The following is a 20,884-nucleotide window of genomic DNA, read 5'->3' on the forward strand; positions in this document are numbered from 1 at the left end:
TGACTCCCGCCCAGGCCACCCCTGCCCACGTGACTCCCGCCCAGGCCACCCCCGCCCTCGTCACCCTCGGCGAGGTCATGGCCGTCGTCGCCGCGACCCAGCCCGGGCCGTTCGCCAACGGCGCCCCGATGCGCCTCGGCTGGGCCGGGGCCGAGGCGACCGTCGCCGTCGGCGTCAGCCGGCTCGGTCACGCCGCGGCCTGGACCGGCCGCGTCGGCGACGACGCCACGGGCGCGATGGTCCTCGCCGGGCTGCGCGCCGAAGGCGTCGACGTGTCCACCGCCCGCACCGACCCGGCCGCCCCCACCGGCCTGATGCTCCGCGAGCGCCGCACCGCCGACCGCCTCCGCGTCACCTACTACCGCTCCGGCCTCGCAGGCTCCCGGCTCGCCCCCGAGGACCTCGACGAGGACCGCATCAGCGCGGCCCGGATCCTCCATGTCAGCGGCATCACCCCGGCGTTGAGCGCCACCGCGCGCGCCGCCGTCGAACAGGCCGTCGCCCTCGCCCACGCCGCCGGGGCCACCGTCTCCTTCGACGTCAACCACCGCGAGCGGCTCTGGAGCCGCGCCGAGGCCGCCGAGGTGCTCGCCCGCCTCCTCCCGTACGCCGACATCGTCTTCGCCGGCCCCGAGGAAGCCGCCCTGTTCGTGCCCGAGGACGAGCCCGAGCGGATGGCCCGCGCCCTCGCCCGGCTCGGCCCCCGGCAGGCCGTCCTCAAGCTCGGCGCCCAGGGAGCCCTCGCCGTCGTCGACGACGAGCTCCACGACCAACCGGCCGTGCCCGTCACCGCCGTCGACCCCGTCGGCGCGGGCGACGCCTTCGTCTCCGGCTACCTCGCCGCCGTCCTCGACGGCGCCCCGCCCGCGGCACGCCTCCGCCTCGCCGCCCTCTGCGGAGCCTTCGCCGTCTCCGTACCGGGCGACTGGGAGGGCCTCCCGCGCCGCGCCGAACTCGATCTCCTGGCGGCTCAGGACATCACCCGCTGACCCGACCCGCCCCGCAGACACCAGGAACCCGAAATGAACCGTTTCTCCGGACAGACCGCCGTCGTCACCGGCGCGGCCTCCGGCATCGGCGCCGCCAGCGCCGTCCGGCTCGCCGCCGAAGGCGCCGCGGTGCTCGTCTCCGACATCGCCGACGAGGCGGGCGAGGCCGTCGCCGCCGCCATCCGCGCCGACGGCGGCCGAGCCGCCTACGTCCGCTGCGACGTCTCCTCGGAAGCCGACTGGAAGGCCCTCCGGGAAGAGGCCCACGCCCGCTTCGGCCCGGTGAGCGTCCTCCACAGCAACGCCTTCATCCACACCCTGGCCGCGGCCCACGAACTGCCCGTCGCCACCTGGGACCGGGAGCTGGCCGTGAACCTGCGCGCCCTCTACTTCGCCACCCGCGTCTTCCTCGACGACCTGCGCGCCGCGCGCGGCAGCCTCGTCGCCACCTCCAGCGTGCACGCGGCCTTCGGCCTGCCCGGCTACGCCGCGTACGCCGCCGCGAAGGGCGGGATGTGCGCGCTCGTCCGCCAGCTCGCCGTCGAGTACGGGCCCGAGGTCCGCTTCAACTCCGTGCTGCCGGGCCCGATCCTCACCGACGTGTGGAACGACGTCGACGAGGAGGGACGGCGGATCTCCGCCGACGCCACCGCCCTCGCCCGGCTCGGCCGTCCCGAGGAGGTCGCGGCCGCCGTCGCCTTCCTCGCCTCCGCCGACGCCGCCTACATCACCGGAACCGACCTGGTCGTCGACGGCGGCTGGACCGTGAAGAAGGAGTCCAAGTGAAGATCACCTCTCTCCGCACCTATCTCGTCGCCCCCCGCTGGTGCTTCCTGCGCGTCGACACCGACGAGGGCATCACCGGCTGGGGCGAGCCCGTCGTCGAGGGCCGCGCCCACACCGTCGCCGCCGCCGTCGAGGAGCTCTCCGACTATCTGATCGGCCAGGACCCGATGAAGATCGAGGACCACTGGCAGGTCCTCACCAAGGGCGGCTTCTACCGCGGCGGCCCGGTCCTCTCCAGCGCCGTCGCCGGCATCGACCAGGCCCTCTGGGACATCACCGGCAAGGCCCTCGGGGTCCCCGTCTGGCAGCTCCTCGGCGGCAACGTCCGCGACCGCGCCCGCGTCTACAGCTGGATCGGCGGCGACCGCCCCGACGAGGTCGCGAGCGAGGCCCTGGCCCGCAAGAACGAGGGCTTCACCGCCATCAAGATGAACGCCTCCGCCCAGCTGCGGCTCATCGACACCCCCGCCGCCACGCAGGGGATCGTGGACCGCGTCGCCTCCATCCGCGAGGCCGTCGGCGACGAGTTCGACATCGCGATCGACTTCCACGGTCGCCTCACCGCCCCGATGGCCCGCCGGGTCCTGCCGCTCCTGGAGCCGTACCTGCCCTTCTTCGTGGAGGAGCCGGTCGTCCCCGAGATGAGCGACCACATCGGCGACATCGTCCGCTCCACCTCCATCCCGATCGCGACCGGCGAACGCCTCTACTCCCGCTGGGACTTCAAGAAGGTCCTCGCCCAGGGCATCGCCGTCGCGCAGCCCGACCTCTCGCACGCGGGCGGCATCTCGGAGGTCCGCCGGATCGCCGCGATGGCGGAGGCGTACGACGTCTCCCTCGCCCCGCACTGCCCGCTGGGCCCGATCGCGCTCGCCTCCTGCCTCCAGGTCGGCTTCGCCGCGCCGAACCTCCTCATCCAGGAGCAGAGCCTCGGCATCCACTACAACACCGGATCCGACCTGCTCGACTACCTCGTCGACCCCACGGTCTTCCGGTACGAGGACGGGCACGTGGCCCTGCCGACCGGCCCCGGTCTCGGGATCGAGGTCGACGCGAAGGCCGTCGAACGGGCCGCCGAGGTCGGGCACCGCTGGCGCAACCCGGCCTGGCGCCGGGACGACGGCTCGCTGGCCGAGTGGTAGGACACCGCAGGAAGGGGGCGGGCTCGCGAACGAGCCCGCCCCTACTCGCGGGTCAGCGGTGCGCGAGCACTCCTGCCGCCGGCAGGAGCCTGCTGTCGTAGTCGAACAGCGCCTGGTTCTCCCAGCCGTTGCCCGAGGAGGGGTCGGCGGGGTCCCAGCCGTTGCCCGCGACGGCCGTCCACGCGGGCTCCCAGTAGACGACGCCGAGACCGCGGCCGTTCGGCACGGCCTCGACGACGTTCATGACGTCCCGCAGCCAGGCCGTCTGGCCCGCGCTGCTCGCCGGGTAGCCGGAGACCAGCTCGGAGGAGAGGTCGATGATGTTCTCGTGGGCGTCCTCGCTGTCCAGGCGGAACGGGTAGGCGGTCTCCGCGACCATCACCTTCTTGCCGTAACGCGCCGAGATGTCGTCGAGGTTGGCCTGGAGCGAGGAAAGCGCGCCGTGCCAGTAGCCGTAGAAGGACAGCGCGATCACGTCGTAACTCACGCCCTGCGCCGTCGCGTTGTCGAACCACGAGCGGTACAGCGCGTTGTCGCCGCCGTTGGCGAGGTGCAGCGCGATCCGGGTGCTCGACGAGACCTCCTTGACGGCGGAGACCCCGGACTTGAGCAGGCCGGCGAGCTGGGACCAGTTGCTCGTGGAGCCTTCCGGCCAGAGCATGCCGGTGTTGATCTCGTTGCCGATCTGCACCATGTCGGCCGTGGTGCCCTGCGCCTTGAGGGCGTTGAGGACGTCGTACGTGTGGTCGTGGACGTCGGTCTTCAGCTGGGCGTACGAGTGCCCCGACCAGGCGGCGGGCTTGGTCTGGGCGCCGGGGTCGGCCCAGATGTCGGAGTAGTGGAAGTCGACGAGGAGCTTCATGCCCTGCGCCTTGATCCGCTTCGCGGTCGCGAGGACGCGGGCCTTGTCGTTGTAGCCGTCCGCCGGGTTCACCCACACCTTGAGACGGCCGTAGTTGGCGCCGGAGTTCTTGAGGAGGGCGACCGGGTCGCCGGTGGCCCCGGAGCTCGACCTGTAGACGCCGCCGAGGTCCTCGCTCTTCTTCAGCGCGGACAGGTCGACGCCCTTCACGGTGAGCCCGGTCGTGCCCGAGGTGAAGGCGAGGTCGTCGACGTTGATCCAGTTCCCGGCGTGGGCATCCGAGTTGACGCTGATCGTGCAGGCCCCGCCGACGACGGTGATCGGGGCGACGATCCGTATCCAGCCGCTCGACGTCACCGGCAGATCGGTGCGCTGCTCGGCGGAGCCGCAGTCGCGCAGGGCGAGGTAGGCCGCGTTCTGCCCGCCGCCGGACCGGACCCAGGCGCTCAGGGTGTAGCTGCCGTCGGTGAGACCGGTCAGGTACTGGTACGTCTCCACCTTGTATGCGGCGGAGGACCAGTGGGTGAGGCGGTGGCCGCCGCTGTGGCCGCCGGCCTCGGTGAAGGAGGCGGAGTTCTGTCCGGCGGCGGAGTAGGTGGACCAGCCGGAGGGGGTGGCGGTCCCGGTGCCGTTGGCCTCGAAGCCCGAGTTGGTGAGGGTGGAGGCCGCCTCGGCGTGCTGCGCCGCGGGGAGCGGGGCGAGGAGCAGGGCGCCGAGCGCGGCGGCGAGGGCCGTGGCGCGCAGGCGGATGCGGCTGCGTACGGGGTGCATCGTCGAGTCCCTTCGACGGTGGCGGATGTGAGTGTCGTGCGGTGGTTCCTCGCGGTGGTACGGCTCACCCGGGGGCGGCGCAGCGGGTGCGGGCCGCCCCCGGGGAGTTCAGGGGGGTGGGCTCAGGCGTCGAGGCGTACGACCCTGACGGCGCCGGCCGGGACGGTGAGCTTGCCGGCGACCGGCTCGCCGCCCGGAAGCCCGCCGAGGAGCTCCGTGCCGGAGCCGTCCAGAGGCACCTCTGCGTCCTCGGCGGAGTGGTTGAGGGCGAACACGTACCGGGCGTCGTCACCCGTGCGGTGCACGAGCTCCACGTCGTGCGGGAGCGCGGTGCGCGGGGCGATCCCGGCGTCCTCGCAGGCGGCGGCGAGGATCGTGTCGAGCGAGGCCGCGTCGAGGCGGGTGGAGACGTACCAGGCGCTGCCCCGGCCGAGCCGGTGCCGGGTGACGGCGGGCCCGCCGGCGGCCGGGCCGTCCGCGTACGACCACAGGGTCTCCGCCCCGCGCGGGCGGACGAACTCGGTCCAGACGTCTCCGGTGAGCGTGGCGCCGTCCGGCCCGGTGACCGTCACGCGCTGGTCGTCCAGGAGCGGGGACCACTCGTCCACGGTGAGGCCGAGGACCTCGCGCAGGGCGCCCGGGTAGGCGCCGGGGTGGACGGCGTCGTGCTCGTCGACGATCCCGGAGAAGTACGAGACGACGAGGGTGCCGCCGTCCTCGACGTACTCGCGGAGGTTCCGTCCGGCGGCCTCGGTGGTGAGGTAGAGCGCGGGCACGACGACCAGCGGGTAGGCCGACAGGTCGGACTCGGGGTGCGCGAAGTCGACGGTGAGGTGCCGGTCGTAGAGGGTCTCGTAGAAGCTGTCGGCGCGCTCGCGGGCCTCGTGGGCCGCGTTCGGCCGCCACTCCAGGTTCTGCGCCCACCATGAGTGCCAGTCCCAGACCATGGCGACGTCCGGGACGGTCCGGCTGCCGCGCACCTCCTCCAGGGCCTCCAGGCCGGCGCCGAGGGCGACGACCTCGCGCCAGATCCTGGTGTCGGTGCCGCCGTGCGGGACCATCGCGGAGTGGAACTTCTCGGCGCCGCGCCGGGACTGGCGCCACTGGAAGAACATGGCGCCCTCGGAGCCCCGGGCGACGTGGGCGAGGGAGTTGCGGGCCATCTCGCCGGGGCGCTTGGCCGGGTTGCGGGCCTGCCAGTTCACGCCGGAGGTGGAGTGCTCCAGGAGCAGCCAGGGCGCGCCGCCGGCGACGGAGCGGGTGAGGTCGGCGGCCATGGCGAGGTTGACGTGGGTGCGGCGGCCGTCGGTGATGAGGTAGTGGTCGTTGGTGACGAGGTCGACCTCGCGGCCCCAGGCCCAGTAGTCGATCGAGTCGCACTGGCTGAGCGCGGTCATGAAGTTGGTGGTGACCGGGATGCCGGGAGTGAGTTCGTGCAGGATGTCGCGTTCCCTCCGGAAGTTCTCCCGGATGGTGGCGTCGGCGAAGCGGCGGTAATCGAGCTGCTGGGCGGGGTTGCCGACGGTGGGGGTGGCGCGGGGCGGGGCGATCTCCTCGTACGAGCCGTAGTGCTGGCCCCAGAAGGCGGTGCCCCAGGCCTCGTTCACGGCGTCCACGGAGCCGTACGTCTCGTGGAGCCAGCGGCGGAAGTGGACGGCGCAGCTGTCGCAGTAGCAGGCGCTGACGGGGACGCCGTACTCGTTGTGGACGTGCCAGAGGGCGAGTGCCGGGTGGCTGCCGTACCGCTGGGCCAGTGCGGTGGTGATCCCGGCGGCGGCGGTGCGGTAGGCGGACGAGCTGTGGCAGATCGCCCCGCGTGAGCCGTACGAGAGGCGGACGCCCTCGGCTGTGACGGGCAGGGCCTCGGGGTGGGCGCGGTAGAACCAGGCCGGCGGGGCCACGGTGGGGGTGCCGAGGTCGACGCGGACGCCGTTCTCGTGCAGCAGGTCGAGGACGCGGTCGAGCCAGCCGAAGTCGTAGCGGTCGGGCTCGGGTTCGAGGAGGGCCCAGGAGAAGATCCCGACGCTCACCATGGTGACGCCGGCCTCGCGCATCAGCCGGACGTCCTCCTGCCAGACGCTTTCCGGCCACTGTTCGGGGTTGTAGTCCCCGCCGAACGCGAGCCGGTGCAGGCCCTTGGGAGTGGTCTGCGGCATGAGTCTCTCCTGAAACGGACGTCGGAAGCTGGGGATGTCTGGGAACGTGCACACAGTCGATCTCGATGTGACAACGCAACATAACCGCACACGAACAACCATTGACAAGTGTCCGGAACATTTCTCTACTGTGAACGCTCACAGATGCATGACCGGCCATCCCGCTCCAGGGAGAGGCCCCTTTTTCGGTCAGGGAGAAGTACCCCATGCCTCATATCTCGCGTCGCGGAATCGCCGCCGCCACCGCCGTCCTGCTCGGCGCCACCGCGCTCTCCGCCTGTGGCTCCTCCGGCTCCGGCGACACGGCGGGAGCCGAGTCCGGCCCCGTCTCGCTCACGTACTGGGCCTGGGCGCCCGGCATGGACAAGGTCGCGGCCCTCTGGAACGCCGAGCACCCCGACATCAAGGTCACCGTGCAGAAGCAGGCCTCCGGCGACGACCTCGTCACCAAGATCATCACGGCGACGAAGGCGCACAAGGGACCCGACCTCGTCCAGGCCGAGTACCAGGCCCTCCCCACCCTCGTCAGCAACGACTCCCTGGCCGACATGGCCGGCGAGGTCCCGCAGAGCGTCAAGGACGCCTTCGCCCCCGGCATCTGGCAGCAGACGACCTTCGGCAGCGATGCCGTCTACGCCCTGCCGCAGGACTCCGGGCCGCTGATGTTCTTCTACCGCGAGGACCTCTTCCAGCAGTACGGCCTCACCGTCCCCACCACCTGGGACGAGTTCGCCGCCACCGCCCGGACCCTGAAGAAGAAGGCCCCGGAGAAGGCCCTGACCACCTTCTCCGCCAACGACGCCGGCCTCTTCGCCGGCCTCTCCCAGCAGGCCGGCGCCACGTGGTGGTCCTTCGAGGGCGAGAAGTGGAAGGTCGGCATCGACGACGCCGCCACCAAGAAGGTCACCGACTTCTGGGGCGGCCTGGTCGCCGAGGGCGCCATCGACAACCAGCCCATGTACACCCCCGCCTGGAACAAGGCCATGAACACCGGCGAGCAGCTCGCGTGGGTCAGCGCCGTCTGGGCCCCCGGCACCCTGACCACCGCCGCCCCCGCCGGCAAGGGCAAGTGGGCCATGGCCCCGCTCCCGCAGTGGACCAAGGGCGGCAACTCCACCGGCAGCTGGGGTGGTTCCTCCACGGCCGTCACCGCCGACTCGAAGCACAAGGACGCCGCCGCGAAGTTCGCCATCTGGCTGAACACCGACCCGAAGGCCCTCGCCGCCCTGGTCAAGGAGACCGGCATCTACCCCGCCGCCACCGCCGCCCAGACCAGCGGCGCCCTCGCCGAGGCCCCCGACTACTTCGCCAACCAGCCCGACTTCTACACCCGCGCCGCCGAGATCGCGAAGACCACCGCGCCGGGCGCCTGGGGCCCCAACGTGAACGTCGCCTACACCTCCTTCAAGGACGAGTTCGGCAAGGCCGCCAAGGCCAGGTCCGGCTTCGGCACCGCCCTCACGGCCGTACGGAACACCACCGTCGCGGACCTGGAGAAGCAGGGCTTCGGGGTCGCCAAGTGACGCAGCCCCGCCAGGGCGCGCGCCGGTCGTACGGGGTCAAGGCCGCCCCGTACGGCTTCCTCCTCCCCGCCGCCGTCCTCTTCGCCCTCTTCTTCGCCCTGCCCATCGGCTACGCCGTCTGGCTCAGCTTCCACAAGGTCGAGATCAAGGGCCTCGGCCTCGGCAGGGGAGCCCGGCACGAGGTCTGGGCCGGCCTGCAGAACTACACCTCCGCCCTCACCGACTCCGAGTTCCTGCGCAGCGCCCTGCGCGTCCTCGGCTACGGCGCGATCGTCGTCCCCGTCATGCTCGGACTCGCCCTGCTCTTCGCGCTCCTGCTCGACTCCGAGCGCGTCCGGGCCCGTTCCTTCGCCCGCCTCGCGATCTTCCTGCCGTACGCCGTCCCCGGCGTCATCGCCGCTCTCCTCTGGGGCTTCCTCTACCTCCCCGACGTCAGCCCCTTCCTCTACCTCCTCGACGCCCTCGGACTCCCGCAGCCCGACCTCATGGACGGCGGACCGCTCTACCTGTCGATGGCGAACATCGCGATCTGGGGCGGCACCGGCTTCAACATGATCGTCATCTACACAGCCCTGCGCTCCCTTCCCGCCGAGGTGTACGAGGCGGCCAAGCTCGACGGCTGCTCCGAGCTCCAGATCGCGCTCCGCGTCAAGATCCCGATGGTGGCGCCCTCGCTGGTGCTGACCTTCTTCTTCTCGATCATCGCCACCCTCCAGGTCTTCAACGAGCCCATGACGCTCAAGCCGCTCACCAACGGCATCCCCTCCACCTGGAGTCCCCTCATGAAGGTCTACAACGACGCCTTCACCGGCGGGAACATCCACGCCGCCTCGGCCACCGCCGTCGTGCTCGCCCTGGCCACCTTCGCGCTCTCCTTCGCCCTCCTCAGGGCCTCCAACCGCCGCACCACACAAGGAGCAAGCCGATGACCGGGCTCGCCTCCCCGCTCCGCGCCACCGCACCGGCCGCCGGCACCACCCCCGGCACCTCCCAGGGCCCGCCCCCTCCCGCCGGTGGAGGGACCCGCGGCCGCCGCACCGCCCTGCTCCCCACGGCCGGCCTCGTCCTCGGCGCGCTCTACTGCCTGCTGCCCGTCGCCTGGGTCGTGGTCGCCGCCACCAAGTCCGGCCAGGACCTCTTCTCCACCTTCACCTTCCTGCCCGGCGACGGCTTCACCGACAACCTCGCCGACCTGAACACGTACCGCGAGGGCATCTACTGGCGCTGGATGGGCAACTCCGTCTTCTACGCGTGCCTCGGCGCCGTCCTCTCCACCCTCGTCTCCGCGTTCGCCGGATACGCCTTCGCCGTCTACCGCTTCCGCGGCCGCGAGGCCTTCTTCAACGTGATCCTCACCGGCGTCCTCATGCCGCCCGTCATCCTCGCCATCCCGCAGTACCTCCTCATGGCCGAGGCCGACCTGACGGACACCTACGCGTCGGTCCTGCTCCCGCTGATCCTCTCCCCGTACGGCGTCTACCTCGGCCGTATCTACGCCGAGGCCGCCATCCCCATGGAACTCGTCGAGGCGGGCCGCATGGACGGCGCCGGCGAGTGGCGGATCTTCCAGCGGATCGCCGTCCCCATGATGTCCCCGGGCCTGGTGACGATCTTCCTCTTCCAGTTCGTCGCCATCTGGAACAACTTCCTGCTGCCGTTCATCATGCTCGGCGACGACGAGAAGTTCCCCATGACCGTCGGCCTGTTCACCCTCCTCAAGCAGGGCGCCAGCCAGCCCTCCCTCTACACCCTCGTCATCACCGGAGCCCTCCTCGCCGTCCTCCCGCTCATCGCCCTGTTCCTGGTCATCCAGCGCTTCTGGAGCCTCGACCTGCTCTCCGGCGCCGTAAAGTCCTGACCACAGGGGATCGAGGGGAAACACACAGCATGAGCTCAGCAGCGAGCAGGCGCCGCCCGGTGACCATCCACGACGTGGCCCGCGAGGCCGGGGTCTCGCGCGGCACCGTCTCCCGTGTCCTCAACGGCGGCCACTACGTCAGCCCGACGGCGAAGGCCGCCGTCGACGCCGCGATCCGAAGAACGGGATACGTCGTCAACCGGCACGCCCGCTCGCTGATCACCGGCAAGTCCGACTCGGTCGCCTTCCTCCTCACCGAACCCCAGGAGCGCTTCTTCGAGGACCCCAACTTCAACGTCCTCCTCAGGGCCTGCACGCAGGCCCTCGCCGCCCAGGACATCCCGCTCCTCCTGATGATCGCGGGCACCGAGGACGAACGCCGCCGCAACCTCCGCTACATCGAGGCCGGCCACGTCGACGGCGTCCTCCTCGTCTCCAGCCACTCCGGCGACCCCGTGGTGGCCCGGCTGCACGAGGCCGGCGTCCCCGTCGTCGCCTGCGGCAAGCCCCTCGGCCAGACCGCCAAGATCGGCTACGTCGCCGCCGACGACCGGGACGGCGCCCGCGACATGGTGCGCCACCTGTACGCGACCGGGCGGCGCCGGATCGCCACCGTCACCGGCCCGCTCGACACCCCCGGTGGCGTCGAACGCCTCGCCGGCTACCGGGAGACGCTCGCCGAGCACGGCCTGCCCGTCGACGAGACCCTCATCGCCACCGGCGACTACAGCAGGGCCAGCGGCGAGGACGCGGCCCGCGCCCTCCTGGAGCGCGCCCCCGACGTCGACGCCGTCTTCGTCGCCTCCGACCTCATGGCGCAGGGCGTCCTCGACGCCCTCTCCCGGGCGGGCCGGCGGGTCCCCGAGGACGTCGCCGTCGGCGGCTTCGACGACTCCCCGGCGGCTCTGTCCTCCCGGCCCTCGCTGACCACCATCCGGCAGCCCTGGGACCGGATCAGCACCGAGATGGTCCGCACGCTCCTGGCGCGGATCGCGGGCGAGGACCCGGTGACGGTCATCCTGCCGACGGAGCTCGTCCGCCGGGAGTCGGCGTAGCGGCACCACCCGTCAGGAGGATCACCTCCAGCGTCCGCGGACCGTGGACACCCTCCACCCGGTCGAGTTCGATGTCGCTCGTCGCGGACGGACCGGAGATCCAGGTCAGCGGACGCGCCGGGTCGAGCCGGGGGAGCGCGAGCGGCACCGAGGCCACCACCTGCTCCGGGGCCCGCACGACACAGAGGTGCAGATCGGGGACGAGCGTCAGCGCCCGGCGGCCCTGGCCCGTACCGCCGTCGAGGACGATCGTGCCGGTCTCGGCGATCGCCACCGCGCAGCCCGTCACCACGGCGTCCGTGCCGTCCAGTTCGTACGGGGTCAGCCGGGGCTCGTCGAACCGCCGCACGGCCTCGGTCGCGGCGAGCCACTCCCCGGGCAGCCCGGGCGGTACGACGACACTGCGCGCGCCCCGCTCCGCGAGGAGCCGCGCGACGAGCCCGGCGAGGCCGTCCGGGGTGCTGCGGTGGACGTGGGCCCGGTAGTCGGCGAGGTTCTCGTGGAGGAGATCGAGGACCCGGGCCGGGTCGTCCGGGGTGTGGCTGGTCCGGTAGTCGCGGGCGACGGGCACGGCCTCGGGGGCGTCCGCGACGGCGGTACGGATCCGGGAGAGGATCCGTGCGCGGGAGTCGGTCATGTGCGGTTCTTCCTCCACCAGTCGCGGAACGGCTCGGCGGGCATCTCGGGCAGGTCGCGGCTCTCCGTCCACGCGCCGGCGCCCGGCCCCGGCAGCTTCTTCGGGTGCAGCCTGCGGGTCTTCGAGGCGATGCGCTCGCCGGCCGCGAGGACGCCGGGGTGGTCCAGTACCCAGCCCGCCGCCCTGACGGCGGCCTTCTCCAGGCGGTGGCCCTTGCCTCCCTGGTCGGCGACCTTCTCGCGGAGGTGGACGAGGACCTCGGGGATGTCGATCGCGACCGGGCACACCTCGTAGCAGGCGCCGCAGAGGGAGGAGGCGTAGGGGAGGGAGGCGTCGACCTCGCTCGCCGTGCCCCGGAGCTGGGGAGTGAGGATGGCGCCGATCGGGCCCGGGTAGACCGAGCCGTACGCGTGGCCTCCGGCCCGCTCGTACACCGGGCAGACGTTGAGACAGGCCGAGCAGCGGATGCAGCGCAGCGCCTGGCGGCCGACCTCGTCGGCGAGGGCGTCGGTGCGGCCGTTGTCGAGGAGGACGAGGTGGAAGGTGCCGGGCCCGTCGCCGTCGGTGGTGCCGGTCCACATGCTCGTGTACGGGTTCATCCGCTCGGCCGTCGAGGAGCGGGGGAGCGTCTGGAGGAAGACCTCCAGGTCCCGCCAGGTCGGCACCACCTTCTCGATGCCGACGACCGAGATGAGGGTCTCGGGGAGGGTCAGGCACATGCGTCCGTTGCCCTCGGACTCGACGACGACGAGGGTGCCGGTCTCGGCGACCATGAAGTTCGCGCCGGAGATGCCGACCTTGGCGCGCAGGAACTTCTCCCGGAGGTGCAGGCGGGCGGCCTCGGCGAGTTCGGCGGGGCTGTCGGTGAGGTCGTCGGGTGCCGGGCGGCCCCACTTGCCCATCTCGGAGCGGAAGATGTCACGGATCTCGCCCCGGTTGCGGTGGATCGCCGGGACCAGGATGTGCGAGGGACGGTCCTCGCCGAGCTGCACGATCAGCTCCGCGAGATCCGTCTCGTAGGCGGCGATCCCCTCGGCCTCCAGGTGCTCGTTGAGACCGATCTCCTGGGTGGCCATCGACTTGACCTTGACCACCTCGGACTCGCCGGTGGCCCGCACGAGTCCGGTGACGATCCGGTTGGCCTCCGCCGCGTCCGCCGCCCAGTGCACGGTGCCGCCCGCCGCCGTCACCGCCTCCTCCAACTGCAGGAGATGTGTGTCGAGCTGACGGAGCGTCCGATCCTTGATCCGCTTGCCGGCCTCGCGGAGCGCGGCCCAGTCGTCCAGCTCGGCCACCGCCCGCGCCCGCTTGTCGCGGATGGTGTGGGTGGCGTGCCGCAGATTGGCGCGCAGCGTCTCGTTCCGTACGGCCTCGTGCGCGGCCTTCGGGAAGGCCGGCATGCCGACGAAGGCCGGCCCGCCGCCCGACCGCCGCCCCTCGTCGAGCGCTGACGCGCGCCCCTTCCTGTCGCTCATGCCCAGGGCTCCTCTTCCGTGCTCGCCAGGATCTCCGCCAGGTGCAGCGCCCGCAGCGGCGCCTCCTGACGTCTCAGCATGCCGCCCACGTGCAGCAGACAGGAGTTGTCCGCCCCGCACAGGACATCCGCGCCCGTGGACAGCGCGTTCGTGATCTTGTCGGCACCCATCGCCGCCGAGACGTCCGGGTTCTTCACCGCGAAGGTGCCGCCGAAGCCGCAGCACTCCTCCGCGCCCGGCAGCTCCACCAGCTCCAGGCCCTTCACCGCCTCCAGGAGCCGCCGCGGCCGCTCCCCGAGCCCGAGGAGCCGCAGGCCGTGACAGGACGGGTGGTACGTCACCCGGTGCGGGAAGTACGCGCCCACGTCCGTCACGCCGAGCACGTCCACGAGGAACTCCGTCAGCTCGTACACGCGCGGGGCCAGGCCCGCCGCGTCCGCGCCGAACGGCGGGTAGTGACGGCGGACCATCGCCGCGCACGAACCCGACGGGGTGACGACGTGGTCGTACCCCTCGAAGGCCCGGACCGTGCGCCGTACGAGCGGCTCGGTCTCCGCGCGGTAGCCGGTGTTGAACTGCGGCTGCCCGCAACAGGACTGCGCCGCCGGGAAGTCGACCTCGACGCCGAGCCGTTCGAGGAGCCGGACCGTGGCGACGCCCGTGGAAGGGAAGACGGCGTCGTTGACGCAGGTGACGAAGAGGGCGACACGCATCACGGGTTCCTCGGGGCGGAGTCGAGTCGGGGGCGGCGCTTGCGGTACGTAGTGTCGCAGGGTCCGCCGGGATCGAGGACGTCGCGCGCGCGGCGGGTGGCTCGCCGGACACCCGCCGCGCGCCGACCTGTCCCGCCGAGCGGCTCAGCGCACGCCGAGGAGGTGCTCAAGGGCCAGCTGGTCCAGGTGCTCGAAGGCCATCGAGCGTGCCGCGGCCGCGTCCGGGTCGAACGTCTCGTACGCCGTGGGGTCGGCGAGCAGCCCCGCGAGGCCGTCGGCGGCCGTGGGGACGGCGAGCTCGGGCAGCCGGGAGGCGGCGAGCGCGGCCACGACGTCCGGGTCGGCGCGGAAGGCCGCCGCCCGCTCCTTGAGGATCAGGTAGTTCCGCATGCAGTTCTTCGCGGACTCCCACACCCCGTCGAAGCCGTCGGTGCGCACCGGTTTGAAGTCGAAGTGGCGCGGACCCGCGTAACCGGCCGTCTCCAGGAGGTCCACGAGCCAGAACGCCTGGCGCAGGTCGCCCGCGCCGAAGCGGAAGTCCTGGTCGTACTTGATGCCCGACTGGCCGTTCAGGTCGATGTGGAAGAGCTTGCCCGCCCACAGGGCCTGCGCGATGCCGTGCGGGAAGTTGAGCCCGGCCATCTGCTCGTGGCCCGTCTCCGGGTTCACGCCGACGAGCTCGGGGCGCTCCAGGCGCTCGATGAAGGCGAGCGCGTGCCCGATGGTGGGCAGCAGGATGTCGCCGCGCGGCTCGTTCGGCTTGGGCTCGATCGCGAAGCGCAGGTCGTAGCCCTGCTCGGTGACGTACTGGCCGAGCAGGTCGAATGCCTCCTTCATCCGGTCGAGCGCGACCTGCACGTCCTTGGCGGCGCCGGACTCGGCGCCCTCCCGGCCGCCCCAGGCGACATAGGTGGTGGCGCCGAGCTCGACGGCCAGATCGATGTTCCGGAGGGTCTTGCGCAGGGCGAAGCGGCGCACGTCCCGGTCGTTGGCGGTGAAGGCGCCGTCCTTGAAGACGGGGTGGGTGAAGAGGTTCGTGGTCGCCATGGGCACGGCGAGTCCGGTGCGGTCCAGGGCGGCCCGGAAGCGCTTGACGATCGCGTCCCGCTCGCCGTCCGGCGCCCCGAAGGGGATCAGGTCGTCGTCGTGGAAGGTGATGCCGTACGCGCCGAGGCCGGCGAGCCGCTCGACGGACTCCACGGGGTCGAGGGCGGGCCGGGTCGCCTCGCCGAAGGGGTCGCGGCCCTGCCAGCCCACGGTCCAGAGTCCGAAGGTGAACCGGTCCTCGGGCGTGGGGGTGAAGCGCTCCGACATGGTGTCTCCCTGCTACTGGCCGTCGGATTTGTTTTCTGACATAACTAATACGGGACGGGGCCGCTGAACGCCAGCCCCCGACGAATCGAGAGATGAGGTGAGGGCGTGCCCGCGAGCCGCTCCGTCGTGATCGGCGTGGACAGCTCCACGCAGTCCACCAAGGCCGTCGCCGTCGACGCCGAAACCGGCGAGCTCCTCGCCCTCGGCCGTGCCCCGCACACGGTCACCGGCTCCGGCGGGGCGCGCGAGAGCGACCCCGAGGAGTGGTGGACCGCCCTCGCCGCGGCCGTCCGCGCGGCGGTCCGGGACGCGGACGTGCCGGCCTCCGCCGTCACCGGCATCGCGGTCGCCGGCCAGCAGCACGGCCTCGTCACCCTCCGCGCCGACGGCCGCCCCCTGCGGCCCGCGCTGCTCTGGAACGACACCCGCTCCGCCCCGCAGGCCGCCGCCCTCGCCGCCCGCCTCGGCGGCCCCGAGTCCTGGCTGGAACGGACCGGTTCGGTCCCCGTCGCCTCCATGACCGCCGCCAAGTGGCAGTGGCTCCGCGAGCACGAGCCGGAGCACGCCGAGGCCGCGCGCGGGATCCGCCTCCCGCACGACCACCTCACCGAACGCCTCTCCGGAGCCGCCGTCACCGACCCCGGGGACGCCTCCGGCACCTGCTGGTACGGGACCGCCACCGGCGCCTACGACCCGGAGGTCCTCGACCTCCTCGGCCTGGACCCGGCCCTGCTGCCGGCCGTCGCCCCCTCCGGCGCCACCCGCGCCGGCACCCTCGCCCCGGCCGCCGCCGAGGCCCTCGGCCTGCCCCGTACCGTCGCCGTCGCCGCCGGGACCGGCGACAACATGGCCGCCGCCGTCGGACTCGGCCTCGGCGGCGCGGGCCTCCTCGACCACCCCGTCGTGAGCCTCGGCACCTCAGGGACCGTCTTCGCCGCGACCCGCGCCCGCCCCGCCGACCCCGGCCTCGCCGGCTTCGCCGCCACCGACGGCACGTACCTCCCGCTCGGCTGCACCCTCAACTGCACGCTCGCCGTGGACCGGTTCGCCACGCTCCTCGGCCTCGACCGCGAGGACGCGGCACCCGGCGGCGGTGTCGTCGTCCTCCCGTACCTGGACGGCGAACGCACCCCGGACCTCCCGCACGCCGCCGGTCTCGTCACCGGCCTGAGGCACGGCACCGACCCGCGCGCGATCCTGGGCGCCGCGTACGAAGGCGCCGCCTTCACCGTCCTGCGCGCCCTCGACGAACTCCTCGCCGCCTGCGGCCTCGATCCCGCGGCGCCCGCCGTACGGGACCGTCCGCTGCGCCTGATCGGCGGCGGGTCACGCGGCCGGGCCTGGACGGAGACCATCCGCAGACTCTCCGGCCGCCCCCTGCTCGTCCCGGCCGCCGAGGAACTCGTCGCGCTCGGCGCTGCGGCGCTGGCCGCAGGAGCGGCGACCGGCGCCGACCCGGTCGCGCTGGCCACCACCTGGGGCACCGGAACGGGCACCGTCCTGCCCCCGGCCCCGCGCGACGAGGAGACCTGGGACCGGATCGCGTCCGTCCTCACCGCGGCGGCACCCACGCTGCTGCGCTGAGGACGGGTCCGGCGAAGACCTGCCCCGGGCGCGCTGCCGGGGTTACCCTTCGGGAAACAACGGGGGAGGCACCATGTTCTCGCTACTCATCCTGTTCGGCGTGCTCGGCGGTATCGGGGCGCTCCTGATCGTCACTCTGCTCCGCAGGGGCGGCGGCCGCGCGGACACGGTCGAGGGCCTGCTGCAGGAGCAGGAGGCCCTGCGCCGGGCCAGGACCGACCGGGTCTCCTTCAACTCCTTCGCCGCCCACAACTCCGTACCGACCGCGAGCGACACCTACGTCCGCCGCAACGGTCGGCCGTAGCCGGGCGCTCACTCCGCCCGGCCGAGATCGCGGGAGGTTCTCTCAGGAGGTGGGCCAGTCCACCTCACGCTCCAGCGGAACCTCGGTCACGCTCACGAACTGCGGTGCGCCGAACGCCCGGACCATGACGCCGTTTCCGAGGCCGGTGACCTCCAGGGCCAGGTGCTCGGCCCCCACGCGCAGGTCGAGCCTCACCACGGGCTCGCCCCCGAAGTCCGGCATGCGGTGGATCCGGGCTCCGGGGTACGTCAGGGCCGTCAGCCTGTCCCGCATCTGCGCGTACGTGGCCGTCTCCCTTCCGGAGAACGCCCTGCTGATCCGGAGCTGGTGCGTCCGGGCGGCGCACTCCTCCGCCGGCGTCAGCGGCACCGGGTCGGACAGGACGGGCAGGGTGCGGTCGGGGGCCGGTGCCGAGGGGACCTGGCCGACGGCGCCGAGGACGTTCGGTTCGCAGCGCTGCGCGATGAGGTCGGCCAACTCCAGGAACCGCGCCTCGGCCTTGCGGGCGCTCGTCACGGCGGTGGCCGCCCGGGCGGTCCGCGCGGGGGAGGGGCGGGAGGCGGCCGGGACGGCGGAGGCGCGAGCGGAGGCCGTGGTGGTGGCGTGGGCGCTCTGGGTACCGACGGCGGCCAGGACGACGACGCTGCCGAGGGCGGCGGTGAGCAGGGGCTTCGGGAGAAGAATCGATCGCATGCCGCTACCTTGCGGGCCGGCGGCCACCGGCCGCCTGAGTAGGCGTACTCATTCCGCCGGATCACCGACTCAGGCCGGTGGGGCACGCCGGGGCAAGGCTGTTGGCCGATCCGGCGGATGCCACCGGGCGCGCGGTGACCCAGCCGGCTGCCCGGCCCGCCGCCGCGTCATCGTCCGACGCGAACGTCCCCACCCGAAGATCACGGCCTCAACATCCGTACGTGGTCCGCAGCGGCCGGCAGGACCGAGCCCGGCCATGACGACCTCGCGTGGCTTCGGGGCGACGGCCCGTCGCGGCTCACCCGCCGGGTCGCGCCATCCGGTGCGTTCGTCAGGGTCTGCGGCCATGACTGAGATCACCGCCGAAGTGTGGCCGGAACCTCCACTCGCCGGCACCGAGGCGGCAGCCGTCCTCGGCGCCCTCGAGCGTCAGCGGGCCACGCCGGCCTGGAAGTGCTCCGGCCTGGACGCCGCCGGCCTGCGAGCCACGTTCGGCGCGTCCACCCTCACTCTGGGAGGACTGCTCAAACACCTGGCACACGTGGAAGACAGCCACTTCGCCCGGCTGTGGCTCGCCTCTGCCGTCGGCGCGCCCTGGGGCTCCGTCGACTGGGACGGCGATCCCGACTGGGACTACCGCTCCGCCGCCCAGGACACCCCGGAGCAACTGCGCGCTCTCTGGCGGGAATCGGTGGCGCGCTCCCGTGTCATCGTCGACGAGGCACTCCGTGCGGGCGGGCTCGACCAGCTCGGCGCCCACACCACCCGTAGCGGCGAGCGCCCCAACCTCCGTCGCATTCTCCTGGACCTCATCGAGGAGTACGCCCGCCACGCCGGTCACGCCGACCTCATCCGCGAATCCGTCGACGGCCTCACGGGCGAGGACCCGCCGAGGTGAGACCGGCTCGGCGGCGGTGGTAGGCCACCGCCACCGCCGCGAGCAGCGGGGCCCAGGCCAGGAGGGGCAGGTAGCAGGCGTAGAACAGGGCGTCCTGGAGCGGGCTCTCGGTGTGGGTGCCGGGGGCGTTCTCGCCGATGCCCGCGTACGCCACGTACGCGAACCAGCAGGTGAGCGCGGTCAGTCCGAACGCCCCCGCCAGCGCGGCGATCGTCGCGCCCCGCGCGCCGACCGGGCGGCCGCCGAGGAACGGGAGGCGGCGGGGGAACACCTCGCCCCACTCGCGGACCAGACCCAGCGTCAGGAAGGCGAGCAGTTCGGCGAGCGCCGTCAGGACGATCTGGAAGACGGCCTGGCGGAGCGACGGGTCGTCCACCCGGGCCACCGGCGCACCGAACGTCAGGGCGAGACGCCAGAGGCCGGACGGCAGGACGATCAGCGGTACGGCGTGGGCGGCGACGGCGGCCCAACGGGGCACGTCGGGAAGGGCCTTGAGCTTCATCATGCAACCCAGGCTGCCGCCGGGCAGGGCCCCCGGGCATCGGTCGGGAAGCCGCACCGCCTCCCCCGCGCGGGGGAGGCGGGGTCCTCCGCGGCGGAGCGTCAGGCCCCGGCGACCCGGCGCTGGTGGACGCGCAGGTGCAGGGTCGCCAGGTCGAGCAGCGGGGTCGGCACGCCGAGGGCCCGCGCCCGGGCGGTCAGGTCGCCGAAGAGGTGCTCGACCTCGGTCGGGCGGCCCGCGACCAGATCGCGGTAGAGGGACGGCACCATCGGCGAACCCGACGCCGACACCACGGCGAGCGTCGCCGCCCGCTCCTGCTCCGGTACGGGGTGCCCGGCCGCGGCGGCGATCGCGGAGGCCTCGTCGAGCACCGCGGGGCCGAACGCCGGGCCGCCCTCCACGTCGTACACCTCGCCGACCGTGCCGCGCATCAGACTCGTCACCGCGCCGAACGTCGTGATGAACACCCACTTGTGCCACATCGCCGTGATGACGTCGGCCGGCACCGGCGCGTCGATCCCCGCCCCTTCGAGGACCTTGCGGATCCGCTCCACGCGCGCGGAGACCGTCCCGTCCCGCGCCTCCCGCTCACCGGACTGCTCGCCGAAGGCCAGATGCGCCAGCGGGGCGAGCCGCCGGATGTCGCCCGCGTCGTCCAGGGTGGTCACCACCTTGGCGACGCCGCCGAGGACGGCCCCGGTGCCGAAGCGGGCGTTGAGGGCGTCGATGTGGGCGAGGCCGTTGAGGAGCGGTATGACGGCCGTGTCCGGTCCGACGGCCGGTGCGACGTCCTCGATGGCCCGGTCGAGCCCGGTGGACTTCACCGACAGCAGCACCAGGTCGTACGGCTCGCGCAGCTCGCCGGCCGTGACGAGGCGGGGCTCCACCGTCCACTCCTCGTCGCGGCCCACGACCCGGAGCCCGCGCTCGCGCAGCGCGGCCGCCCGGGCCGGGCGGACCAGGAAGGTGACGTCCTCGCCGGCGCGGGCGAGCAGGGCGCCGAAGTAGCCACCGGTGGCACCGGCGCCGACGACCAGGATCTTCATCAGGGTGAACCCTTCGTGGGGCGCCGCGGGGGCGCGGTGGTGAGGAGCGGGGTGAGCAGCCGGTGCGGCCGGGTGAGCGCCGCCGTCACCGGGTCGTCGTCCGGGCCCGCGGGGGCGAGCCCCGGTCCCGGGGCGACCAGGACGTCCCGTACGGGAACGGCCGCGCCGCAGCGGGCGCAGTGCCCGTCCGGGTCGAGCGGGGCCTCGTCCTCCGCGTGCAGGAAGACACGGCGCGGGCCGCCCGGCGCCGCGTAGAACTCCTCGCCCCAGACGGTGAGCGCGCGGACGGCCGGCCAGAGCGCGACGCCCTTGGGCGTGAGCCCGTACACCTCGCGCCGGCCCGTTCCCGTCTCGGGGCGGCGCGTCAGGACGCCCGCCTCGGTGAGGGTGGCGAGCCGGTCGGTGAGGACGGCCCGGGGGACGCCCAGGTGCGCGGCGAACTCGCCGAACCTGCGGACCCCGTAGAAGGCGTCCCGCAGGATCAGCAGCGTCCAGCGCTCGCCGACGATCTCCATCGAGCGGGCGAGGGCACAGGTCTGACCGCGGTAGTCGCGCGGAAGCGTCATGGGCGGGAGC

General features: G+C 73.0%; 20 protein-coding genes. 10 read left to right on the plus strand and 10 right to left on the minus strand.

Annotated elements, in window-relative coordinates:
* Window positions 1–29: 29 nt before the first annotated feature.
* The 3 genes from AB5J54_RS34320 to dgoD are packed head-to-tail and all read left to right on the plus strand — an operon-like array spanning window position 30 to window position 2,917.
* Window positions 30–989 carry a sugar kinase gene (locus AB5J54_RS34320; protein WP_369147823.1) on the plus strand — a complete coding sequence of 320 codons (960 nt, stop codon included), beginning with the start codon at window positions 30–32 and terminating at the stop codon, window positions 987–989.
* A 33-nt stretch (window positions 990–1,022) separates the two neighbouring features.
* Window positions 1,023–1,775, plus strand: coding sequence for an SDR family NAD(P)-dependent oxidoreductase (locus AB5J54_RS34325; protein ID WP_369147824.1), 753 nt, complete (start codon window positions 1,023–1,025; stop codon window positions 1,773–1,775).
* Window positions 1,772–2,917, plus strand: a complete 1,146-nt coding sequence (dgoD, locus tag AB5J54_RS34330) for a galactonate dehydratase (RefSeq protein ID WP_369147825.1) — start codon at window positions 1,772–1,774, stop codon at window positions 2,915–2,917. Before AB5J54_RS34325 ends, dgoD begins: the two co-directional genes overlap by 4 nt.
* A gap of 52 nt (window positions 2,918–2,969) precedes the next feature.
* On the opposite strand, the gene AB5J54_RS34335 is transcribed toward dgoD, so the two are convergent.
* Complete coding sequence (locus AB5J54_RS34335) at window positions 2,970–4,550, minus strand: arabinogalactan endo-beta-1,4-galactanase (protein ID WP_369147826.1); 1,581 nt, start codon at window positions 4,548–4,550, stop codon at window positions 2,970–2,972.
* Window positions 4,551–4,672: 122 nt separating this feature from the next.
* Entirely contained in the window at window positions 4,673–6,706 is a 2,034-nt protein-coding gene (locus tag AB5J54_RS34340) for a beta-galactosidase (RefSeq protein WP_369147827.1), read from the minus strand.
* A 206-nt stretch (window positions 6,707–6,912) separates the two neighbouring features.
* On the opposite strand from AB5J54_RS34340, the gene AB5J54_RS34345 reads away from it, so the two are divergent.
* Genes AB5J54_RS34345 through AB5J54_RS34360 form a run of 4 tightly spaced genes read left to right on the plus strand, consistent with a single transcriptional unit; the run spans window position 6,913 to window position 11,142 of the window.
* The gene (locus AB5J54_RS34345) at window positions 6,913–8,229 is read left to right on the plus strand and encodes an ABC transporter substrate-binding protein (protein ID WP_369147828.1); all 1,317 of its coding nucleotides are present in this window, start codon (window positions 6,913–6,915) and stop codon (window positions 8,227–8,229) included.
* Entirely contained in the window at window positions 8,226–9,158 is a 933-nt protein-coding gene (locus AB5J54_RS34350; protein WP_369147829.1) for a carbohydrate ABC transporter permease, read from the plus strand. Before AB5J54_RS34345 ends, AB5J54_RS34350 begins: the two co-directional genes overlap by 4 nt.
* Complete coding sequence (locus tag AB5J54_RS34355) at window positions 9,155–10,087, plus strand: carbohydrate ABC transporter permease (protein ID WP_369147830.1); 933 nt, start codon at window positions 9,155–9,157, stop codon at window positions 10,085–10,087. The genes AB5J54_RS34350 and AB5J54_RS34355 overlap by 4 nt, the downstream gene beginning before the upstream one ends.
* A gap of 29 nt (window positions 10,088–10,116) precedes the next feature.
* Window positions 10,117–11,142, plus strand: a complete 1,026-nt coding sequence (locus tag AB5J54_RS34360) for a LacI family DNA-binding transcriptional regulator (protein ID WP_369147831.1) — start codon at window positions 10,117–10,119, stop codon at window positions 11,140–11,142.
* Here the strand turns inward: AB5J54_RS34360 and AB5J54_RS34365 are convergent.
* The 4 genes from AB5J54_RS34365 to xylA form a co-directional block, all read right to left on the minus strand.
* The gene (locus tag AB5J54_RS34365) at window positions 11,102–11,779 is read right to left on the minus strand and encodes a lactate utilization protein C (RefSeq protein WP_369147832.1); all 678 of its coding nucleotides are present in this window, start codon (window positions 11,777–11,779) and stop codon (window positions 11,102–11,104) included. The two genes, AB5J54_RS34360 and AB5J54_RS34365, sit on opposite strands and share 41 nt — an antisense overlap.
* Window positions 11,776–13,179 (minus strand): lactate utilization protein B, encoded by a 1,404-nt coding sequence (locus AB5J54_RS34370; protein WP_369149550.1) that lies wholly within the window; start codon window positions 13,177–13,179, stop codon window positions 11,776–11,778. Before AB5J54_RS34370 ends, AB5J54_RS34365 begins: the two co-directional genes overlap by 4 nt.
* Before the next feature lie 71 nt (window positions 13,180–13,250).
* Window positions 13,251–13,967, minus strand: a complete 717-nt coding sequence (locus AB5J54_RS34375; RefSeq protein WP_369147833.1) for a (Fe-S)-binding protein — start codon at window positions 13,965–13,967, stop codon at window positions 13,251–13,253.
* 144 nt (window positions 13,968–14,111) lie between these two features.
* Window positions 14,112–15,281: a xylose isomerase gene (xylA, locus tag AB5J54_RS34380; RefSeq protein ID WP_369147834.1), complete on the minus strand. Its 1,170-nt coding sequence runs from the start codon at window positions 15,279–15,281 to the stop codon at window positions 14,112–14,114.
* Between the two features lie 105 nt (window positions 15,282–15,386).
* On the opposite strand from xylA, the gene xylB reads away from it, so the two are divergent.
* Window positions 15,387–16,865, plus strand: coding sequence for a xylulokinase (gene xylB, locus AB5J54_RS34385; protein WP_369147835.1), 1,479 nt, complete (start codon window positions 15,387–15,389; stop codon window positions 16,863–16,865).
* A 73-nt stretch (window positions 16,866–16,938) separates the two neighbouring features.
* Window positions 16,939–17,169 (plus strand): hypothetical protein, encoded by a 231-nt coding sequence (locus AB5J54_RS34390; RefSeq protein WP_369147836.1) that lies wholly within the window; start codon window positions 16,939–16,941, stop codon window positions 17,167–17,169.
* A gap of 42 nt (window positions 17,170–17,211) precedes the next feature.
* On the opposite strand, the gene AB5J54_RS34395 is transcribed toward AB5J54_RS34390, so the two are convergent.
* The gene (locus AB5J54_RS34395) at window positions 17,212–17,862 is read right to left on the minus strand and encodes a hypothetical protein (protein ID WP_369147837.1); all 651 of its coding nucleotides are present in this window, start codon (window positions 17,860–17,862) and stop codon (window positions 17,212–17,214) included.
* Between the two features lie 346 nt (window positions 17,863–18,208).
* On the opposite strand from AB5J54_RS34395, the gene AB5J54_RS34400 reads away from it, so the two are divergent.
* A complete protein-coding gene (locus AB5J54_RS34400; protein ID WP_369147838.1) occupies window positions 18,209–18,760 on the plus strand; it encodes a DinB family protein in 552 nt (183 codons plus the stop codon).
* Here AB5J54_RS34400 and AB5J54_RS34405 read toward each other — a convergent pair.
* The 3 genes from AB5J54_RS34405 to AB5J54_RS34415 all read right to left on the minus strand — a co-directional run bounded on the left by AB5J54_RS34405 (window position 18,735) and on the right by AB5J54_RS34415 (window position 20,874).
* Window positions 18,735–19,265 carry a hypothetical protein gene (locus AB5J54_RS34405; RefSeq protein ID WP_369147839.1) on the minus strand — a complete coding sequence of 177 codons (531 nt, stop codon included), beginning with the start codon at window positions 19,263–19,265 and terminating at the stop codon, window positions 18,735–18,737. The two genes, AB5J54_RS34400 and AB5J54_RS34405, sit on opposite strands and share 26 nt — an antisense overlap.
* A gap of 98 nt (window positions 19,266–19,363) precedes the next feature.
* Window positions 19,364–20,308 carry a ketopantoate reductase family protein gene (locus AB5J54_RS34410; protein WP_369147840.1) on the minus strand — a complete coding sequence of 315 codons (945 nt, stop codon included), beginning with the start codon at window positions 20,306–20,308 and terminating at the stop codon, window positions 19,364–19,366.
* Complete coding sequence (locus AB5J54_RS34415; protein ID WP_369147841.1) at window positions 20,308–20,874, minus strand: winged helix-turn-helix transcriptional regulator; 567 nt, start codon at window positions 20,872–20,874, stop codon at window positions 20,308–20,310. The genes AB5J54_RS34410 and AB5J54_RS34415 overlap by 1 nt, the downstream gene beginning before the upstream one ends.
* Between the last annotated feature and the right edge of the window lie 10 nt (window positions 20,875–20,884).

The organism is Streptomyces sp. R44 (genome assembly GCF_041053105.1).
In the GTDB taxonomy this organism is placed as follows: Bacteria; Actinomycetota; Actinomycetes; order Streptomycetales; family Streptomycetaceae; genus Streptomyces.

Bases quoted from the DNA above. Each gene is read 5' to 3' on its own strand.
- AB5J54_RS34325 (WP_369147824.1), top strand. From the start codon at position 1,023: ATGAACCGTTTCTCCGGACAGACCGCCGTCGTCACCGGCGCGGCCTCC.
- AB5J54_RS34335 (WP_369147826.1), bottom strand. From the start codon at position 4,550: ATGCACCCCGTACGCAGCCGCATCCGCCTGCGCGCCACGGCCCTCGCC.
- AB5J54_RS34340 (WP_369147827.1), bottom strand. From the start codon at position 6,706: ATGCCGCAGACCACTCCCAAGGGCCTGCACCGGCTCGCGTTCGGCGGG.
- AB5J54_RS34345 (WP_369147828.1), top strand. From the start codon at position 6,913: ATGCCTCATATCTCGCGTCGCGGAATCGCCGCCGCCACCGCCGTCCTG.
- AB5J54_RS34355 (WP_369147830.1), top strand. From the start codon at position 9,155: ATGACCGGGCTCGCCTCCCCGCTCCGCGCCACCGCACCGGCCGCCGGC.
- AB5J54_RS34360 (WP_369147831.1), top strand. From the start codon at position 10,117: ATGAGCTCAGCAGCGAGCAGGCGCCGCCCGGTGACCATCCACGACGTG.
- AB5J54_RS34365 (WP_369147832.1), bottom strand. From the start codon at position 11,779: ATGACCGACTCCCGCGCACGGATCCTCTCCCGGATCCGTACCGCCGTC.
- AB5J54_RS34370 (WP_369149550.1), bottom strand. From the start codon at position 13,179: ATGCCGGCCTTCCCGAAGGCCGCGCACGAGGCCGTACGGAACGAGACG.
- AB5J54_RS34375 (WP_369147833.1), bottom strand. From the start codon at position 13,967: ATGCGTGTCGCCCTCTTCGTCACCTGCGTCAACGACGCCGTCTTCCCT.
- xylA (WP_369147834.1), bottom strand. From the start codon at position 15,281: ATGTCGGAGCGCTTCACCCCCACGCCCGAGGACCGGTTCACCTTCGGA.
- AB5J54_RS34390 (WP_369147836.1), top strand. From the start codon at position 16,939: ATGTTCTCGCTACTCATCCTGTTCGGCGTGCTCGGCGGTATCGGGGCG.
- AB5J54_RS34395 (WP_369147837.1), bottom strand. From the start codon at position 17,862: ATGCGATCGATTCTTCTCCCGAAGCCCCTGCTCACCGCCGCCCTCGGC.
- AB5J54_RS34400 (WP_369147838.1), top strand. From the start codon at position 18,209: ATGACTGAGATCACCGCCGAAGTGTGGCCGGAACCTCCACTCGCCGGC.
- AB5J54_RS34405 (WP_369147839.1), bottom strand. From the start codon at position 19,265: ATGATGAAGCTCAAGGCCCTTCCCGACGTGCCCCGTTGGGCCGCCGTC.
- AB5J54_RS34410 (WP_369147840.1), bottom strand. From the start codon at position 20,308: ATGAAGATCCTGGTCGTCGGCGCCGGTGCCACCGGTGGCTACTTCGGC.
- AB5J54_RS34415 (WP_369147841.1), bottom strand. From the start codon at position 20,874: ATGACGCTTCCGCGCGACTACCGCGGTCAGACCTGTGCCCTCGCCCGC.